Source organism: Streptomyces sp. NPDC057743 (assembly GCF_042798755.1).
In the GTDB taxonomy this organism is placed as follows: Bacteria; Actinomycetota; Actinomycetes; order Streptomycetales; family Streptomycetaceae; genus Streptomyces.
The window spans coordinates 87,001-104,455 of the sequence record NZ_JBHVJX010000028.1 but is presented as its reverse complement, the minus strand read 5'-3'; the positions used below and the strand labels follow the sequence as shown (position 1 = coordinate 104,455).

15 protein-coding genes are annotated in these 17,455 nt (G+C 73.1%); 5 read left to right on the top strand and 10 right to left on the bottom strand.

The window, feature by feature from the left end:
• Positions 1-87 precede the first annotated feature (87 nt).
• Positions 88-342: a hypothetical protein gene (locus ACFVFQ_RS28200; protein WP_274915168.1), complete on the bottom strand. Its 255-nt coding sequence runs from the start codon at positions 340-342 to the stop codon at positions 88-90.
• A gap of 264 nt (positions 343-606) precedes the next feature.
• On the opposite strand from ACFVFQ_RS28200, the gene ACFVFQ_RS28195 reads away from it, so the two are divergent.
• Complete coding sequence (locus ACFVFQ_RS28195; RefSeq protein ID WP_383420999.1) at positions 607-1,728, top strand: ADP-ribosylglycohydrolase family protein; 1,122 nt, start codon at positions 607-609, stop codon at positions 1,726-1,728.
• Positions 1,729-1,744: 16 nt separating this feature from the next.
• Here the strand turns inward: ACFVFQ_RS28195 and ACFVFQ_RS28190 are convergent, their stop codons facing one another.
• The 4 genes from ACFVFQ_RS28190 to ACFVFQ_RS28175 all read right to left on the bottom strand — a co-directional run bounded on the left by ACFVFQ_RS28190 (position 1,745) and on the right by ACFVFQ_RS28175 (position 6,476).
• A complete protein-coding gene (locus ACFVFQ_RS28190) occupies positions 1,745-3,271 on the bottom strand; it encodes a sodium:solute symporter family protein (protein ID WP_383420996.1) in 1,527 nt (508 codons plus the stop codon).
• A gap of 285 nt (positions 3,272-3,556) precedes the next feature.
• Positions 3,557-4,342, bottom strand: coding sequence for an SDR family oxidoreductase (locus tag ACFVFQ_RS28185; RefSeq protein WP_383420993.1), 786 nt, complete (start codon positions 4,340-4,342; stop codon positions 3,557-3,559).
• A gap of 136 nt (positions 4,343-4,478) precedes the next feature.
• The gene (locus tag ACFVFQ_RS28180; RefSeq protein WP_383420990.1) at positions 4,479-5,084 is read right to left on the bottom strand and encodes a DUF2690 domain-containing protein; all 606 of its coding nucleotides are present in this window, start codon (positions 5,082-5,084) and stop codon (positions 4,479-4,481) included.
• A 174-nt stretch (positions 5,085-5,258) separates the two neighbouring features.
• Positions 5,259-6,476 carry a PLP-dependent aminotransferase family protein gene (locus ACFVFQ_RS28175; RefSeq protein WP_383420987.1) on the bottom strand — a complete coding sequence of 406 codons (1,218 nt, stop codon included), beginning with the start codon at positions 6,474-6,476 and terminating at the stop codon, positions 5,259-5,261.
• Between the two features lie 182 nt (positions 6,477-6,658).
• Here ACFVFQ_RS28175 and ACFVFQ_RS28170 point away from each other — a divergent pair, with 182 nt between their 5' ends.
• On the top strand, positions 6,659-7,528 hold the full coding sequence (locus ACFVFQ_RS28170; protein ID WP_383420984.1) for a hypothetical protein: 870 nt from the start codon (positions 6,659-6,661) through the stop codon (positions 7,526-7,528).
• Between the two features lie 134 nt (positions 7,529-7,662).
• Here the strand turns inward: ACFVFQ_RS28170 and ACFVFQ_RS28165 are convergent, their stop codons facing one another.
• The 3 genes from ACFVFQ_RS28165 to ACFVFQ_RS28155 all read right to left on the bottom strand — a co-directional run bounded on the left by ACFVFQ_RS28165 (position 7,663) and on the right by ACFVFQ_RS28155 (position 9,952).
• On the bottom strand, positions 7,663-7,869 hold the full coding sequence (locus ACFVFQ_RS28165) for a DUF397 domain-containing protein (RefSeq protein ID WP_383420981.1): 207 nt from the start codon (positions 7,867-7,869) through the stop codon (positions 7,663-7,665).
• 211 nt (positions 7,870-8,080) lie between these two features.
• Entirely contained in the window at positions 8,081-8,947 is an 867-nt protein-coding gene (locus ACFVFQ_RS28160; RefSeq protein WP_383420978.1) for a helix-turn-helix domain-containing protein, read from the bottom strand.
• Between the two features lie 243 nt (positions 8,948-9,190).
• Entirely contained in the window at positions 9,191-9,952 is a 762-nt protein-coding gene (locus tag ACFVFQ_RS28155) for a GPP34 family phosphoprotein (protein WP_383420975.1), read from the bottom strand.
• Between the two features lie 260 nt (positions 9,953-10,212).
• On the opposite strand from ACFVFQ_RS28155, the gene ACFVFQ_RS28150 reads away from it, so the two are divergent.
• Both ACFVFQ_RS28150 and ACFVFQ_RS28145 read left to right on the top strand, forming a co-directional pair.
• Positions 10,213-13,086 (top strand): D-alanyl-D-alanine carboxypeptidase family protein, encoded by a 2,874-nt coding sequence (locus ACFVFQ_RS28150; protein WP_383420972.1) that lies wholly within the window; start codon positions 10,213-10,215, stop codon positions 13,084-13,086.
• 332 nt (positions 13,087-13,418) lie between these two features.
• Positions 13,419-14,879 carry a hypothetical protein gene (locus ACFVFQ_RS28145; protein ID WP_383421023.1) on the top strand — a complete coding sequence of 487 codons (1,461 nt, stop codon included), beginning with the start codon at positions 13,419-13,421 and terminating at the stop codon, positions 14,877-14,879.
• Between the two features lie 238 nt (positions 14,880-15,117).
• Here the strand turns inward: ACFVFQ_RS28145 and ACFVFQ_RS28140 are convergent, their stop codons facing one another.
• Positions 15,118-15,870, bottom strand: coding sequence for an ArsR/SmtB family transcription factor (locus tag ACFVFQ_RS28140; protein ID WP_383420969.1), 753 nt, complete (start codon positions 15,868-15,870; stop codon positions 15,118-15,120).
• Positions 15,871-15,933: 63 nt separating this feature from the next.
• Between ACFVFQ_RS28140 and ACFVFQ_RS28135 the strand changes: the two genes are divergently transcribed.
• A complete protein-coding gene (locus ACFVFQ_RS28135; protein WP_383420966.1) occupies positions 15,934-16,833 on the top strand; it encodes an isocitrate lyase/phosphoenolpyruvate mutase family protein in 900 nt (299 codons plus the stop codon).
• 70 nt (positions 16,834-16,903) lie between these two features.
• Here the strand turns inward: ACFVFQ_RS28135 and ACFVFQ_RS28130 are convergent, their stop codons facing one another.
• Positions 16,904-17,188, bottom strand: coding sequence for a hypothetical protein (locus tag ACFVFQ_RS28130; RefSeq protein ID WP_383420964.1), 285 nt, complete (start codon positions 17,186-17,188; stop codon positions 16,904-16,906).
• Positions 17,189-17,455 lie beyond the last annotated feature (267 nt).

The window sequence follows — 17,455 nt, the reverse complement described above, 5'->3', positions numbered from 1 at the left end:
TAGCTCCGCTATGAAGCCATCCCGGCGCCTTGCGATCGCACGCACCAGACGCCGCTCCTTCCTCCACGGAGATCCGTCAGAAGCGCCCTAGCCCTCGTCGTACTCCGCCTCGTGCTGGAGGATGCACTGCTGCCACTGCGACAGCGCCTCCTCGCGGTCGCCGCCGGCGTCCTGGGCGGCGACGATCAGCGCGTCGGCGGCCATCGCGGCCAGCCGCACCGCGACATGGCACACATCGCGTTGGGGGAGCGGCCGGAGGAGTTCCACCGCGCCGTCACTGTCCCCGGACAGGGCCGAGGCCACGACGGCCATGGTGGTGCGGTCCCACTCGTACTCGGACATGGGGAGAGCATGCCCAGCGGGCGGCGCGGCCATCATCGAACGCCCACGCGGAGGGAGAACCCGCCAGGTGGAACCGGGCCCTCCGCGCTCGCCCCCGGCCGGGCCGCCCCACCTGTCAGATCACGATCCGGATCTGAAACAAACCCGGCCCGGTTCCGATCATTCTCGGTCGATACAGTGCTTCGCCAGGGGCGTCCCACGCCCTAAGACACGGGTGTGCGAGCGTCGGGAGGGCGCAGTGAGACAGCACGACGGGGGTCCGGCATGAGTGCGACAGGAGGCGGCACCGCGATCTGGGGCCGCGCCGAGCAGCAGGACTTCCGCAGCCGGGTGCGCGGCTGCCTGCTGGGCGGCGCCATCGGCGACGCGCTCGGCGCCGGCATCGAGTTCGACTCCCTGGACGCGATCCGCGAGGCGCACGGCCAGGACGGCGTGACCGACCTGGTGCCCGCCTTCGGGCGCCGCGGCGCGGTCACCGACGACACCCAGATGACCCTCTTCACCGTCGACGGGCTGATCCGCGCCCAGGTCCGCCGGGACACCGGCGCCTGGCACCCGCCCACCGACGTGCACCGCGCCTATCTGCGCTGGGCCGCCACCCAGCGCGACTGGGGCCCCGACGAGCGTCGGGACGACGACGGCTGGCTGGCCCGCGAGGAGTGGCTCTACGCCCGCCGGGCCCCCGGCCGCGCCTGCCTCGGCGGCCTCGGCGACGAGGTGATGGGCACCCTGGAGGCGCCCAAGAACCCGGACTCCAAGGGCTGCGGCGCGGTGATGCGCTCCGCGCCGTTCGGCCTGCTCGTCGGCTGGGAGCCGCAACTGGTCTTCCAACTCGCCGTCGAATGCGCCGCGCAGACCCACGGCCACCCCACCGGCTACCTCGCCGCCGGCGCGTTCGCCGTGATCAGCCACGGCCTGGCCCGCGGCGACGACCTCGACGGCGCCGTCCAGAAGGCCCTGGCCCACCTCGCCACCCGCCCCGACCACGAGGAGACCACCGACGCCCTCAAGGCCGCGCTGGGCGCCGTCCGGCAGGGCATGCCGACGGCCGCCCGGGTCGAGTCGCTGGGCGAGGGCTGGACCGCCGAGGAGGCGCTGGCCATCGGCGTGTACTGCGCCCTGGTCGCCGAGGACGTCCGGCACGGCCTGCTGCTCGCCGTCAACCACGGCGGCGACAGCGACTCCACCGGCGCCATCTGCGGCAACCTCCTGGGCACCCTGCACGGCGAGACCGCGCTGCCCCCCAACTGGCTGGTCGAGCTGGAGGGCCGGGCCACCATCCTCCAACTCGCCGACGACTTCGCCATGGAGATGACCCAGGGCCCCACCCTCCACGGCCCCGCCGGCTCCGCCCCCGGCTGGCTGGCCCGCTACCCCCGCGCCTAACGAGTCAGGCACCCCGTCACCCCCCGCTCGACGTCACCGCCTCCCGGGCCGCCCCCTCGCCGCCCTCCCCGGGGCCGTTGATCCGGGCCAGCAGGGCGTCGCGGGCGTCGCTGGTCTCCGGGCGGACGAGGCCGAGCAGGACGAACAGCACCAGCGAGGTCGCCACCGGCGCCGCGATCTGGAGCTGCAACTCCACCCCGGACAGCCCGAAGTTGGTCAGCCAGAACGCCACCAGCCCGGCCGCCCAGGACACCAGCGCCGCCACCGGCCCCGACCTGCGCAGCGCCGGCACCATCCCCAGCAGGAACGGGATCGACACCGGCCCGACCAGCCCCGCCACCCACTTGATGACAACGGTGATGATGTCCTTGAACGCCGGCGAGTTGACCTGCGTGGCGATCGCCATCGACAGCGCCAGGAAGCACACCGTCGACACCCGCGCCGCCAGCAGCCCGGCCCGGTGCGACCAGGTACGGGCCCGCGCCGACACCGCCGGCGCGATGTCCCGGGTGAACACCGCGGCGATCGCGTTGGCGTCCGAGGAGCACATCGCCATCGAGTGCGAGAAGAAGCCGACCACCACCAGCCCCAACAGGCCGTGCGGCAACAGCCGTTCGGTCAGCAGCGCATACGCGTCCGAGGCGTCCGGCTTCGTGGCCGTCACCAGGAGCGGCGCCGCCCACATCGGGAAGAACAGCACGGCCGGCCACACCAGCCACAGCCCCGCCGACAGCAGCGCCGAGCGGCGCGCCTCCCGGGCGGAGCGGGTGGCCATGTAGCGCTGCGCCTGGCTCCACATCCCGCCGCTGTACTCGAAGGTCTTGATGAAGAGGTAGGCGAGCAGGAACGTCAGGGTGTACGGGCCGGCGGTCGGCTGGGCGTGCCCGTCCGGCAGCCGGTCCCAGACCGTCCCCAGCCCGCCGACGCCGCCCAGTTCGCCCAGCACCGTCACCAGCATCGCGACCCCGGCCACCAACTGGATGACGAACTGCCCCAGTTCGGTCAGGGCGTCCGCCCACAGCCCGCCGACCGTGCAGTAGACGCCGGTGATCACCCCGGTGAGCAGGATGCCCTGGTTGAGCGAGAGCCCGGTGAAGACCGACAACAGGGTCGCGATCGCCGCCCACTTGGCGCCCACGTCCACCACCTTCAGCAGCACCCCCGACCAGGCGAGCGCCTGCTGCGTGCGCAGGTCGTAGCGGTTCTTGAGGTACTCCAGCGGCGAGGCGACGCCGAGCCGGGAGCGCAGCCGGTTCAGTCGGCCCGCGAACAGCCGGGCCCCGATGGCGATTCCGACGGCGATGGGGAAGGACCAGGTGACGTAGGAGGTGATGCCGTACTGGTAGGCGATGCCGGCGTAGCCGGTGAACATCACAGCGCTGTAGCCGGACATGTGGTGCGAGATGCCGGACAGCCACCACGGCATCCGGCCGCCGGCGGTGAAGAAGTCGCCGACGTCGTCCACCCGCCGGTGCGACCACATCCCGATCGCGACCATCACGCCGAAGTAGCCGATGAGCACGGCCCAGTCGAGACTGTTCATGCCCCCTCCAGGGGTCCGCCCTGTGAACGTTCCGGGTGTGGAATCACTTCGCCGTGCTGCGGTCCTGCGGTGCCAAGTCCCCGTTCGGGAGCGGGAACTTTGGGGATTGAACCGTTCGTCGCGCGCACGGGTCAAGGGGCTGGACGGTCATGGGTGTGAACGGGGGTCAGTGAAGCGAACGGGAGCGGCGGGCCCGGCACAGGGCGAACGGCCGCACGGGCCGTGCCCCGTAAGGCCGTTGGGCGGTGCCGGGTGGCGTGGTCCCGCGCCCCGCGCCGCCGTCCGCTAGCGCATCAGCTCGCCCGCGTTCACCAGCAGCGACTGCCCGGTGATGGCCCGCGCCCGGTCCGAGGCCAGGAAGACCGCCGCCTCCGCCACGTCCGCGTCGGTCGCCAGCTCCGGCAGCGCCATCCGCCCGGCCAACCGCTCCCGCACCGCGGACTCCGGCACCCCCTCGGCCGCCGCCGTCCGCCGCACGAACGCCGCCACCGGCGGGCCCCACATCCAGCCCGGCTGCACGGTGTTGACCCGGATCCGGTCCGGCCCCACCTCCCGCGCCAGCGAGTACATCGCCGACACCAGCCCGCCCTTGGACGCCGCATAGGCCGCCTGCTGCACCTGCGAGGGCGCGGCCACCGACGACTGGGTGCCGATCAGCACCACCGAGCCGCCGCCGCCCGCCGTCATCGCCGGCAGGCAGGCGCGGGTCATCCGCAGCGTGCCGAAGAGGTTGACGTCCAACACCCGCCGCCAGGCGTCGAAGTCGGCGTCCCGCAACCCCCCGAACTGGTCGTCCAGCGCCGCGACATGGACCACCGCGTCGATCCCGCCGAACCGCTCCACGGCCACCTCGGCCAGCGCCGCGCACTGCGCCTCGTCGCCGATGTCGGTCGCCCGCCAGGCCGTGCGCCGGCCGGACGCGTCGATCCGGGCCGCGGTGTCCGCGAGGTTGCGCTCGGTGCGCGCGCCCAGCACGACGCGGGCGCCGTCCCGTATGCAGGCCGCCGCGACCCGGTGGCCGAGCCCGGCGCCGACGCCGGAGACGATGACGGTCTTGTCGCACAGCAGCATGCGCGGGCCTCCTGTCGGTCGGCCACGGTGCGAGGCGTGCTGACGTAGCGTCAAATCCGTGGCGGGGCAGCAGGGTAGGCGCGCGGTGCCGCGAAGAGAAGGCCGGTGCCGCGCCGGCCCCCGCTCACTCCCAGGCTCACTCCCAGGCCGACGACTGCGTCGCCTCGAAGCAGTACTTGACCCAGGGGTCGGACCGGTTGGGACTGTTCGTCGGCACCGCGCAGAACCGCGCCTGGAAGGTGTCGCCCACCGAGGCCATCGGCGTGTAGACGTCATGGTGGGAGGCGATGAAGGCGCTGCGGGACGAGCCGCCGGTCACGCTCACCGTCACCTCGTCGCCGACCCCGCCCGCCACGATCCGCCCCCAGACGGCGCCGCAGCGCTTGCTGTACCGCAGGTGGAGGCGGACCGGATTGCCCGCCGCCGGCTCGAAGCTCACCGCGTCCACCCCGCACCCGGTGGCGTTCGGGTCCTTGCCGTCGCAGCCGGCCCCGGGGCAGCTGGGCGGCGGCTTCTCGTACAGCTTGGGGAGCTGGCTGGCGCCGAACGTGGCGAGCGCGCCGACGACCGAGGTGACCACGCCCACCACCAGCGCATGCCGGGCGTGCGCGCGCAGCCAGCGCCCGGCGCCGCGGCAGCGCGAGCCGAGGTCCCGCAGCGCGGTCCGCAGGCGGCGCCGCAGGGACGGGGACGGGCGGGTCGGGGGATCTTCGGGGTCCCTCAGGTCGGGGCCACTGCTCATCCGGCCTCCAGGCAGGACGCGTTCCAACTGCCGGCGGGGCGTGGAGGGTTGGCGCACCCGCCGATGGGCCGCGCGCCGTGGGGCGTGCGCCGTGGACCCTTCAGTCTCCGCCCGCACCGGGCCCGCCGGGAAGTGGTTTTTCCGCCACCCGACGCGCCCCGACCGCCGTGGTCGTTACGCGCCCCGCCGGGCCTCGCCCAGCGCCGTACGCAGCCGCCGCAACCCCTCGCCGATCTCCCGTGGCCCGTGCGTGACGAACGACAGCCGCAGCGTCGCCGGGTCCGGCCGCCCGGCGAAGAACGGCGCCCCCGGCACATACGCCACGTCATGACGCACCACTTCCGGCAGCAGCGCCGCCGTGTCGTACCCCGCCGGCAGCGTCGCCCAGACGAACATCCCACCCTCCGGGCGGTTCCACCGCGAGCCCTCGGGGAGCGCCGTCGGCAACCCCGCCACCAGGGCGTCCCGCCGCTCCCGGTAGGCGTCCCGCACCCGCGCCAGATGCGCGTCCAGGTCCGAGGCCGCCAAGTACCGTGCCGCGGCGGCCTGATCGACCGTCGAGGTGTGCAGATCGGCGGCCTGCTTGGCGATCACACAGGCCCGCCGCAGCGCCGCCGGCGCCCGCAGCGTGCCCAGCCGCAGCCCCGGCGCCATCACCTTGGAGAACGAGCCGAGCAGCGCCGTGCGGTCCTCGGCCCCGGGCAGCGCGGCGATCCAGGGCCGCGGCTCCCCCTCGAACCGCAGCTCCCCGTACGGGTCGTCCTCGGCGATCCACAGCCCGCGCCGGGCGGCGACCCGGGCGACCTCGGCGCGCCGCTCGGCGGTCAGCGTCCGCCCCGTGGGGTTCTGGAACGTCGGGATGACATAGAGGAGTTTGGGGCGCTCGCGGGCGGCGATCTCGTCCAGCGCCACCGGGTCCAGACCCTCGTCGTCGGTGGGTACCGCCACCACCCGGGCGCCCGCGAGGGAGAAGATCTGCAGTGCCGCCAGATAGCAGGGGTCCTCCACCAACACCACGTCGCCCGGCTCCAACAGGGCGGTGGCCAGCAGCGTCAGCCCCTGCTGGGAGCCGGTGGTGACCAGCAGGTCGTCGGCGGCGGTGGGCAGCCCGCGGGCGGTGGTGCGGGCCGCGACGGCCGCCCGCAGTGCCGGATCGCCCTCCGTGGTCGCATACTGCAGCGCCCGCTGTGGCGCCCGGGCCAGCACCTCGGCGAAGGCCGCGGATATCCCCTCCGCGTCGAAGAGTTCGGGCGCCGGCAGCCCGCCGGCGAACGAGATCACCTCGGGGCGCGCGGTCAGCGCCAGGATCTCGCGCACGGGCGAGGAGCCGGTCCGCTGCGCCCGGGCGGCGAACTCGGGGACGGGCGCGGCGGGGTGGACGTGATCCGGCATGTCGACTCTCCTCGCTCGGGCGGGCGCTGCGGGAACCACCGTGAGCCGCAGGTGCCGGGCAGCCTAGAAAGGCGCCGGCCGCCCCCGCAGAGCTGTCCGTATGGTGAATCGCCGTTCCGCCACCGGGGATTCCTCGTCCACACCCCTCCCCTTCTGATTCTGCGTCAGTTACACCTGCCGCCATGACGACCGACGACCACCGCACCGACCCCGCCGCCACTCCCGACGAACTCGCCGCCTACGCCGCCCTGCCCGCCACCGGCCCGTACGCCGCCCGCCCCGGCCACGCCCTGATCACCCTGGTCGAACCGCACCCCGGCCACGAACGCGCCTACAACCGCTGGTACGAGGACGACCACTACATCGCCGGCGCGATGGCCATGCCCTGGATCTTCGCCGGCCGCCGCTGGGTCGCCACCCGCGACCTCCAACTCCTGCGCTACCCCCGGCACTCCGCGGTCGCCCGCCCCCTCACCGCCGGCTGCTACCTCACCACCTACTGGCTCACCGCGGGCCGCTACGACGCCCATATGCGGTGGACCGTCACCACCAACCAACGCCTGCACCGCGACGGCCGGATCCTCCAGGACCGCACCCACGTCCTCACCGCCTTCCACGACCACGCGACCACCGTCTACCGGGACGGCGCCGCCGGCCCCCGAGACACCCACGCCCTCGACCACCCCTACGCCGGACTCGTCCTCGAAGTCATCGACACCGACGGCCCGGAACACCGCGCCGCCCTGCTGGCCTGGCTGCGCGAGGACCATGTGCCCCGCCGGTTGGCGAGTTCGCCGGCGGCGCTGGTCACCGTCTTCCGGCCGACGCCACTGCCCGCCGACCGGATGCCCTACGTCCAGCAGGTCGCGGGCGTCGACACCCGGCTGACCCTGCTGTGGTTCCTGGAACAGGACCCCCGCCGCGCCTTCCCGGACCACCTCACCGGCCTGGACGCGGAGGTGGCCGCCGTCGGCCTGGGCCGGGTGGAACTGGTCGCCCCGTTCCTCCCCACCGTCCCCGGCACGGACCGGTACGTGGACCAACTCCGGTGAGCGGTACGGCCGGTGCGCCGCGCACCGCCCGCGCGCGGACATGGCCGAGCCCCCTCGGCCGGGACGGCGATCCAGTCGAGAGGGCTCGTATCCGTGCCTGCGCTCACACGGAATGCGGTTGCTGACGGCGCGGGTCAGGAGAGGTCGAACGCCCCGGCGGAGAGGTCCGAAACGAAGCTGTGCCAGGAGGAGTTGTCGAACGTGAGGCGCGGCCCCTCGGGGTCCTTGGAGTCACGCACCGCGATGGCCGCGGTGGTCGGCACGGCGATCTCCACGCAGGCGTTGGCGCCGGAGTACGAGGACTTGGTCCAGGAGAACGCGGAATTGGGCTGAACGGCCATTTTCACTCCAACTTACTCTGAGTTACCGGGGATTCGGTGAGACCGACGCTACGCGCCAACATCACCGGCCGGAGAGGGCCGTTCACCCGTCCGCATGGCATATTCAATGATCGCTTCTCAGGCGCGCTGGCCCGGGTGTACCTTGCGACCTTGTTCATCGGAATGCAACATTCCGGTCGATCGCGGCCGTCGACACCCGGCCAGCCCGCCCTCAACTCAGCGCATCCGCATGGCGCTTGGCGGCCTCCGCGATGAACTCCCGGCTCGCCTCCGCGCTCAACGCCTGCGCCCGCAGGTGCTCGTACATGATCGTGTACTTGTGCACGTCGTTGGTCTTCTCCAGGTACAGGTCGCTGGTGACGCCCTCGATGTAGACCACGCTGGAGTCCGCCGCGTCGTCGAACTCCAGGATCGAGAACGTGCCGGACATCCCGGCGTGTGCCCCGGCGTCGTACGGCAGCACCTGCACCGTCACGTGCGGCAGCTTGCTCACCTCGACGAGGTGCTCCAACTGCTCCCGCATGATCAGGTGGCTGCCGACCACCCTCCGTAGCGCGCTCTCGTCCAGGACGACCCACAGCCGCAGCGGGCGATCGGGGTCGTTGACCCGCTCCTGCCGCCGCATCCGCACCTGGATGCGCTTCTCCAGGTCCTCCGGCGCCAGCTCCGGGATCGAGCCGGGGATGACCGCCTCGGCGTAGCCGGGCGTCTGCAACAGGCCCGGCACCAGCAGGGACTCGTACGTCCGCAGCGACGCCGCCTCGGTCTCCAGACCGATGTAGACGCTGTACGGGATGTCACCGAAGGCGTGCCACCAGCCTTGCTGGCGCGAATCCTTGGCCATCTGCATCAGCGAATCCACTATCCGGCGGTCCTCGACCTCGTAGACCCCGCACAGGTCGCGGACATCGCGCTGGCTGATGCTGCGCCGGCCGTTCTCCAGTCGGCTGATCTTCGACTGGGAGACCAGCAGCCGCTCGGCCACCTGCTCCGCCGTCAGGCCCTTGTCCTCCCGGAGCCTGCGCAGCTCCTGGCCCAATCGGCGTCGCCTCACGGTGGGGTTGACGTTGGACGCCACGGTACGTGCACCTCCGGCTCCGTACTGCTGTCATTTCCTCTTGAGCAGACTGCCACTTCATGTGGACGCCGCGCAGTCGAATGACCACAGAAGGCGAGCACGTACAGGTGCGCGGGGTGGCGGCCGGCCGTCGTCCGAACGACTCGGTCCGCCACCCCGCGCCTCTCACTGCGGCTCCCGAACGGTCCGGGACGGGTGGTGCGGTGCTGCGCGAGAGCGCCCGGTGGTGCGCGCCGGCGGCCGTTAGCGGGCGCCGACCCGGGCCATGCTGCCGTGTCCGTGTCGCCGGGACTGGCCCGGCACTCCGGTCGCTTCGGTCGCCCGGCCCGTGGACTTCCGGCCGGCCGGGCCGCTTTGACCCGAGCTCCGCCGTGGCTGCGCCGCGACGCCGTTCTGCACGTCCATGACGGCGTGCGCGACCAGGCCGCCCATGGGGTCGTGCCGGATCAGGTCCCGCAGACGGGAGCGCGATGAGCGCCCCTCGTTCCCCGGGTAGAGGTGCTTGCCGAGGCCGACCGCATGGGCCAGCGCGGCGAGCGCCGCGGTCCGCGGGTCCGGTGGGACGCCGGTGCGGATCGCGTTGTCGAGCCGGGCCCTGATCTCCCGGCTGATCGCCGTCTCCGTCGCTTGGTAGCGCGTCGTCGGCAGCACCCCGCACATCTGTCCCGCCACGGCATGGACCATGCCGCACCGTTCGAGATGCGTGAGGTAGGTCTGGCGCAGCCCCAGTCGGGGCCCGCCGATCCAGTGGACCGCGCGTACCGGACTGCCGCGCCGGCGCAGCAGTTCGAGTGCGGAGTCCAGAGTCGGATCTCCTGTCGGCCGTGCCATCACCACGGCGATACGATCCCCATCTGGGGCTATCCGTCCTGCCAGGGCCAGCTCCACTAGCTGAGCCCCTGCCAGGCCGAGGTCGAGCGACTGCGGCTGCGCTGTGGTGCCCGTGGCCGGGTCCAAAGCCAGCAGCAGAAGCTCCTCCGGAATTGTTCTGCGGCTCCTGCCCATCCAAGCCTCCCCGCGTGGATGAATGACAGGGTGACCCCTCTCACATTCATCTGTCGAGGGTGCGTGGGTGGTTCGGTAGGGAACCGGTAGGTATGTCGTTCTCGTCTAGCACGTCGGCGACATCTTCCGAGGGGTGCGGCCTGTACCGGTTCGCGTGGCGGTGGGAACCGGCCGCTCGGACACAGGACACTTGGGAACACTGGTTCCGTTCGGGCCAGCTAGCACAGGCAGGGCAGTGCGACGTAGTGAAGGAGACATCGGTGGCGGGCGAGTCCCCCGACAAGTCGGACAAGAAGTCGGGCAAGGAGCAGTCGTCGGGGAGGACGGCGCGCACCGAACGGGATCCGCGGCTGACGGTCCGCCGCGACGAGGAGCCGTCCGCCGACGGGACGGACGCGCCTGAGTCCGGCGCGAAGGCTGCCGGCGGCAAGGGCTCCGGTGGCAAGGGGTCCGGCGGTAAGACCTCGGGCGGCAAGGGCGAGGGCGACGGCACCGGCAAGGCTGCGGGTGCGGCGAACGGGGCGAAGCCGAAGTGGGCCGTGAAGGAGCCCGCGAAGGAGGCCGTAGAGGCGTCTGGGGCGGCCCAGGACGGCGCGGCGGGCGATGCTGAGGGTGATCCCGAGGCCAAGAGTGGCGAGGGCGCACAGCGGGCCAAGGCGCCTTCGGGCGCGAAGCCCGCGGCGGCGAAGAAGCCCAAGGCCCCGGAGAAGGCTGGGGCTGAGGAGAAGGCTGAGTCCGGCGCGAAGGCTGAGCCCGCCGAGAAGGCCGGGTCCGGCGAGAAGGCCGTGGATCAGGCGACCGCTGTCTTCACGACGGTCGGGGCGAAGGCGATCGGCGCGCAGAAGGGCAAGGGCGAGAGCCCCGACGAGGCGCCGGCCGACGACGCGACGCGGGTGTTTGCCGTAGCGAAGGCCGGGAAGTTGGAGTCGTCCGGCGAGGGCGAGAAGGCGGGGGAGACGGAGCAGGAACGTCCCGCCGACCGGCCGACCACCACCTTCAAGCTGGGCAACAGCGGCAACGACGGCAACGACGGCAACAGCGGCAGCGACGGCAAGAACGGGGCGCGGGACGCCGACAAGCCCGTCGAGAAGGCCACTAAGGACACGGACGAGGCCGCCGGCAAGGGCACGGAAACGGACAAGGGCGCCGGCAAGGGTGCCTCTGCGAGTGCTGCCGGGGGTGGCGCTGCCAAGGGCGATGGCTCCAAGGCCGATGCGCCCAAGTCCGGCGAGGCGAAGGCCAGTTCTGGCGAGGACAAGTCGGATGGCGGCACGTCCGGCGACGCGAAGGCCAAGCCCGCTGACGCCAAGGCTGCTGACGCCAAGGCCGGCGACACCAAGTCGGGCGACGCCAAGCCCGGCGACGCCAAGGCCAAGGCGGCCGACGTCGAGGAGCAGGACGCCGAGCGGACCAGCCAGTTCGTGGCGTTGAAGCCGGCGGACGACGGTTCGGCGGAGCGGTCGATCGGCAAGACCGCGCCCAAGACCCCGCTCCGCAAGCCGGGCAGCACCTCGGACGCGGACGACGCGAAGGACCAGGACAAGCAGGACAAGGAAGCCGGCGCGTCCGGCGACGCGAAGGACGCGACGAAGGACGCGAAGAAGGCCGCCGGCACGGCAGTTGGCGCCGCCGCCGGCGCCGGGAAGTCCGCGGAGGAGCCCGCCGGCAAGCCCGCCGGCAAGCCCGCCGACAAGGCCGAGCCTGCCGGCAAGGCGCCCGGCGCGATGCCGCCCGCCGCCGCGCCGGACGAGCCGGCCGGGAAGCCCGACGTCGAGAAGCCCGACGCCGCGGAGGCCGAGTCCGAGCGGACCCGGCAGGAACCGCTGCCGCCGCTCGACCTGTTGGCGAAGCTCACCAACACCCCGCCGCCGCCCGAGACGCCGGTGCGCACCCTCGTCCGACGGGTCAAGATCTGGACCCCGTTGGTGGCGCTGCTGGTGATCATCTTCGCGGTGGTCCAGGCGGTGCGCCCGCTGCCCGACCCGAAGTTGACCCTCGGCGACGCCAAGTCCTCGTTCACCTTCGCGGGCGGCAAGCTGTCCATCCCGTGGCCCGAGCAGGGGCAGGCGGCCGTCAAGGTCGTCGGCTCCGGCGAGGTGGGGACGTTCGGCGAGGAGAAGCCGACGCCGACCGCCAGCGTTGCCAAGATCATGACGGCCTATGTGATCCTCAGGGACCACCCGCTCAAGAAGAACGAGAAGGGCCCGCAGATCGAGGTCGACGACAAGGCGGTGCAGGAGGGCAACTCCGAGAGTGAGTCGCGGATCGAGGGGCTGAAGGCGGGTCAGAAGTTCAGCGAGCAGGACATGCTCAAGATGCTGATGATCCCCTCCGGCAACAACATCGCCCGGCTGCTGGCCCGTTGGGACACCCAGTCCGGCAACGAGGCGGCGTTCGTCAAGAAGATGAACGACGCCGCCAAGGACCTGGGGATGTCCAAGACCACCTACACCGACCCCAGTGGCCTGGACGCCAAGACGGTGAGCACCGCCGTCGACCAGCTCAAGCTGGCCGAGGCCGTCATGAAGTTCGACGCCTTCCGGCCGATCGTCGCCATGCCCAACGCCGAGATCCCGGGCCTGCCGGGGCGGATCAACAACAACAACGACGACCTGCTGCTGGCCGGGCTGAGCATCAAGGGCATCAAGACCGGCTCCAGTTCTCCGGCCGGTGGCACGCTGTCCTGGGCGGCGTACAAGACCGTGGACGGCAAGGACCGCCTGATACTGGGCACGATGATGGCCCAGCACTTCAAGGGGCTCGACCCCAACGCGTCCAACAGCCTGACCATGGTCAAGAAGAACAGCAAGAAGGTCATCGAGACGGTGCGGTCCGCGCTCACCTCGGCCAAGGCCGTGACCAAGGGCCAGGTCGTCGGCTACGTCGACGACGGGCTGGGCGGGCAGACGCCGGTCGTCGCGACCCAGGACCTGAGCGCGGTCGGAGTCCCGGGCCAGCAGCTCCAGTTGAGCCTCGGCGACGGCGGCAAGGCGATCGGGCACGAGGCCAAGGCCGGCACCGTCGTCGGCGAGCTGACCGTCGGCAACGGCGAGAGCCAGCAGAAGGTACCGGTGGCGCTGAAGTCGGATCTGACCAAGCCGTCCTTCGGGGCGAAGTTGACCCGACTGGGTTGAGAGCGGCGGCCGGACGGCCGGGCGGATGGTCACCATCCCCCGGCCGTCCGGCCGTTTCCGCTCCCGCTCGCTCCTCCTGGGGCCTGTTCGATGGGTCGGGGCCGGGGTCGGACAGGCCCTAGGGTGGGCGCCTGATCGCCCGCCCGCCGCGCGCCCGTTGGGCCGTGCCGTTCCCGAGGTGACCGGAGCCCGCCATCGACCCGTCGCACTCTTCCTCGGCCGCCGGTGCCGGTACGGCCGCCTCCCCGCCCTACCCCCGGGGCACCGCCTTCGTCGCCGTCCGCCCCGTATGGGCGGTGCGGAGCGCGGTAGTTCTGGTGCCCGCGGGGCTGATGTTGTTCCTGGGCGCCTGGGGCGTCCGCCGCGGCGACGCCGTCTGGCGGGACGAGGCGGTCACCTACGACATGGCGCACCGCAGCCTGCCCGCCCTCTGGGCCACCCTCCAGCACGTCGACGTCGTGCACGGCCTGTACTACGCGCTGATGCACTGCTGGTTCGCCGTCTACGACGCCACGCTCGGCGACGCCCTCGGCGCGGTGATCGGCCTGCGGCTGCCGTCCGTCGTGGCCATGACGGCGGCCGCCGCCGGGGTGGCGCTGTTGGGGTGGCGCCTGGTCGGCCGGCGCGCCGGGCTGTGCGCGGGGCTGACCTTCGCGCTGGTCCCGGTCGTCCAGCAGTACGCGCAGGAGGGCCGCTCCTATGCGACGGTCTGCGCGCTGGTCGTCTGGGCGTCGTACCTGCTGGTGTTGGCCGTCGAGCACGCGGCGGCTCCGGCGCGCGCCACCGCGCGTCCCGGGCCGCACCGCGCCCTCTGGCCCGGCTACACCGCACTGATGCTGCTGGCCTGTCTGCTGCACGAGTTCGCCTCGCTGGCGCTGCCCGCGCACGGCGCCGCCGTCGCCCTGGCCCGGCTGCCGCGCCGGGTGCGGCGCTCCTGGGCGCTCGCCGCCGGCACCGTTGTCGCGGTGCTGGCACCGCTCGCCGTCTTCAGCACCCGCCAGGCGGCCCAGACCAGTTGGCTGACCTGGCCGGACCCGATCCAGCTGCTGACCTTCGCGGTGCTCGCCGCCGTCGGCGCCCTCTGCGCCCGCGTCCCGATCCGCTCCCGCGGCCCCGTCGGCCTGCGCGCCCTCGGCCTCGCGCTGCTGCTCCTCCCCACGTTCCTGCTGCTGCTCCTGTCGAACATCGAGCCCGCCTACGTGGACCGCTATGTCCTCTACTACGTCGTCGGGTTCGCGCTGGTCGCCGGCGCCGCGCTGGCCCGGCTGCTGCGGCCGGTCGGCGAGGACGGCCAGGGTCGCGGCCGGCGGCTACGGCGACTGGCGGGGGTGGCGGCGGTGCTGCTCGCGCTGCTGCCCGTGGACGCCCAACTGCGCAGCCCGGACAGCCGGGTCGACGACGTCACCGCGGTCGCCCAGTCCGTCCGGCGGCTGTCGGAGCCGGGCGACGGGCTGCTCTTCGCGCCGTCCCGCCGCCGGGTCTGGGCGGCGACCCGGCCGCGCGACTTCCGTGGGCTGCGCGATCTCGCCCTGGACCAGAGCCCGGTGGCGTCCCACACCCTCTACGGCACGGAGGTCTCCGGTGACGCGATCCGCGACCGGATGCTGGCCAGCCGCCGCATCGTGGTCGCCGCCGACCCGGCCGGACAGCCGCTCGACGACAGCGACCAGGAACTCGCCAAACGGGCCACGCTGCGCGGGTCGTTCGTGGTGTGCCGGAGCACCCAGGTACGAGGGGCGCGGATCACGCTGTATGCGCGGGTGGGTGGTCCCGGGGGCGCGGGGCGTTGTTGAGCGTTCCGTATGGCGGTCCCGTATGGGTGGCGCCAAAGGCGCCGGCCACGGTGGGGCTGCTCCGCGCGCCCAACGGGTCACGCCCCGCGGCCCGTTAGGACCCGCCCCGTGGGCCGTCACGGGCCCGACCCGTGCACCGTCACGGGCCCGACGCGTGCACCGTCACGAACCCGACCCGTGGACCGTCACGGACCGGTGGGCCGTTGCGGACCCCTGGCCCGTTGCGGACCCCTGGCCGTTACGCCAGCCCCGCCGTCGCCCCGTCGATCCCCAGCAACTCCCGTAGCGCGTCCGTGCCCTCCGGGGTGAGGCGGACCGCGCGGCCGGTGCCGATGCGGCGGATCCAGTGCCGCTCCAGCAGCCGTTCGCAGAGCCGGGCGCCGGCCGTGCCGGCGAGGTGTTGCCGGCGCTCGGTCCAGTCCAGGCAGCCCCGGGCCGGCGGGCGGCGGCCGCCGCGCAGCGCGTCGGCCGGCACCCCGAGAGCGTCGGTGAACCACGCCCGCCCGGTGTCGGTGAGCGCGAACCCGCCGTCCTGGTCCAGCAGTCCGCGCGCGGTCATCGCGTCGGTGAGGGCGACGCCGAGCCGGCCGGCCAGGTGGTCGTAACAGGTCCGGCCACGGGCCAGCGCCGCCGACGCACTGACCGCCCGCAGCCCGCGCGGCGGCGCCGACGGCGGATCGAGGTGCGCGGTCACCGATTCCAGCAGCTCGGCGACGCGCGGCCCGGCGAGCTGGACGTAGCGGTGCCGGCCCTGCCGCCGCTCGACGAGCAGCCCGCCGTCGGTCAGTCGGGACAGGTGCTCGCTCGCGGTGGACGGCGCCACCCCCGCGTACGCGGCCAGCTCCCCGGCGGTCCAGGCCCGCCCGTCGAGCAGCGCCAGGCAGAACGCGGCCCGGGTGCGATCGGCCAGCAGCGCGGCCAACCGGGCCAGCTCATGGCTCTGGTCGGGGGCGGGCGCGGGGCCCTCGCCTGTCCCGTTGGACGGTGTCATGCGTCCATTGTCTGCCACCACGTTTCGGCGACCACCGATACGTCGCCGTCCTACGGTGCCCGTATGACCAGCCACGCCGCCCCCGCGCACACCCCGGGCCCCGACCCGCGGTCCGCCGCCTTCCACGCCCTGCACCAGGCCCCCGGCCGCCCGCTGCTGCTTCCCAACGCCTGGGACAGCGCCTCGGCCGTCGCCCTCGCCGACGCCGGACACCCGGCCATCGGCACCACCAGCCTGGGGATCGCCGCCGCCCACGGGCATCCGGACGGCCTGGGACTGGCCGAGGTCCGCGACGCCACCCTCGCCCTGGCCCGCCGCCTCGCCGGTCGGTTGCCCTGCCCGTACACCGTCGACATCGAGGGCGGCTTCGGCGGCGGCTCGGCTCAAGTCGCCGATCTCGCGGCGGAGTTGGCGGCCAACGGGGCGGCCGGCATCAACCTGGAGGACGGTCTCCCTGGCGGCGGGGGACTGCAAGACCCGGCCCGTCAGGCCGAGTTGATCGCCGCGGTGAAGGAACGCGCCCCGGATCTCTTCGTCAACGCCCGGATTGACACCCACTGGTTGGTGGACGCCCCGCCACCGCTGTCGGTGGCCCTGGCCCGGGCCGAGACCTATCTGGCGGCCGGCGCGGACGGCGTCTTCGTCCCGGGCGTCACCCCCGCGGCGGACATCGTGACGCTCGTCGACGGCATTCCCGCGCCCCTGAACGTCCTCTTCGCGCCGGGCCGGCACACCGTCCGCGAGCTGGCCGACCTCGGCGTCCGCCGCATCAGCACCGGCTCGCTGCTGTTCCGCACGGCCCTGGGCGCGGCCTGCGCGGCGGCCGACGCGATCCGCGCGGGCGCCACGCTCTCCGCTAACGGGGGCGCACTGGGGTACGCGCAGGTCCAGCACCTGGCGACGGAAGGGGACGCCGGGGATGCTGGGAACGCCAGGGATGCCAGGGATGCCGGGGACGCATGAGACGCCTCCGGTCATCTACCGGGACCGGTCATCTACCGGGAACCGGTCGTCTATCGGGAACCCAAGCGTTTTACCGGGACCGGTCCGACGACTCCTGCCGACGGCGCTGCACCGCGACGCCCACGCTGACCGCGCCCAGCGCGGCCGCGCCGCCGAGGAGGCCTGCCTTCGGCAGGTGCCCGGCCTTTTCTGCGAGGCCGGCCAGCCCCTCGTCCGGGAGCATGATCGACGCCCGGCTCTCCGTCGGCGCCATGGAGCTGGCGGCGAACGCGGCGCCCGTGGGGAGCGCGAAGGCGGCCAGTGCGCCGGCGGCGACGATGGCGGTACGGATCACGGAGCGGCGCTGAGCACGCATGGGTACTCCTCGACGGGGGCGACCGGTGGCCGCCCTACGGATGCGGTTCGTGTGAGCACGCTACGGAGGGTCCATAACGGAGATCCGTACGTTGTGTAACAGTCAGCCCGACCTCTGCGGACAGTCCTGTGACGGACGGGTATTTCCCGAGCCCTGGAGCGGGCAGGGGTGGGTCGGAGCGGTCCGGCCGCAGCCCGGAGTAGTCCGGCGCAGCCCGGAGCGGCCTGGGGCCGCCGTCGCCGGGACGCCCCCGCCCCCCGCCCCGCC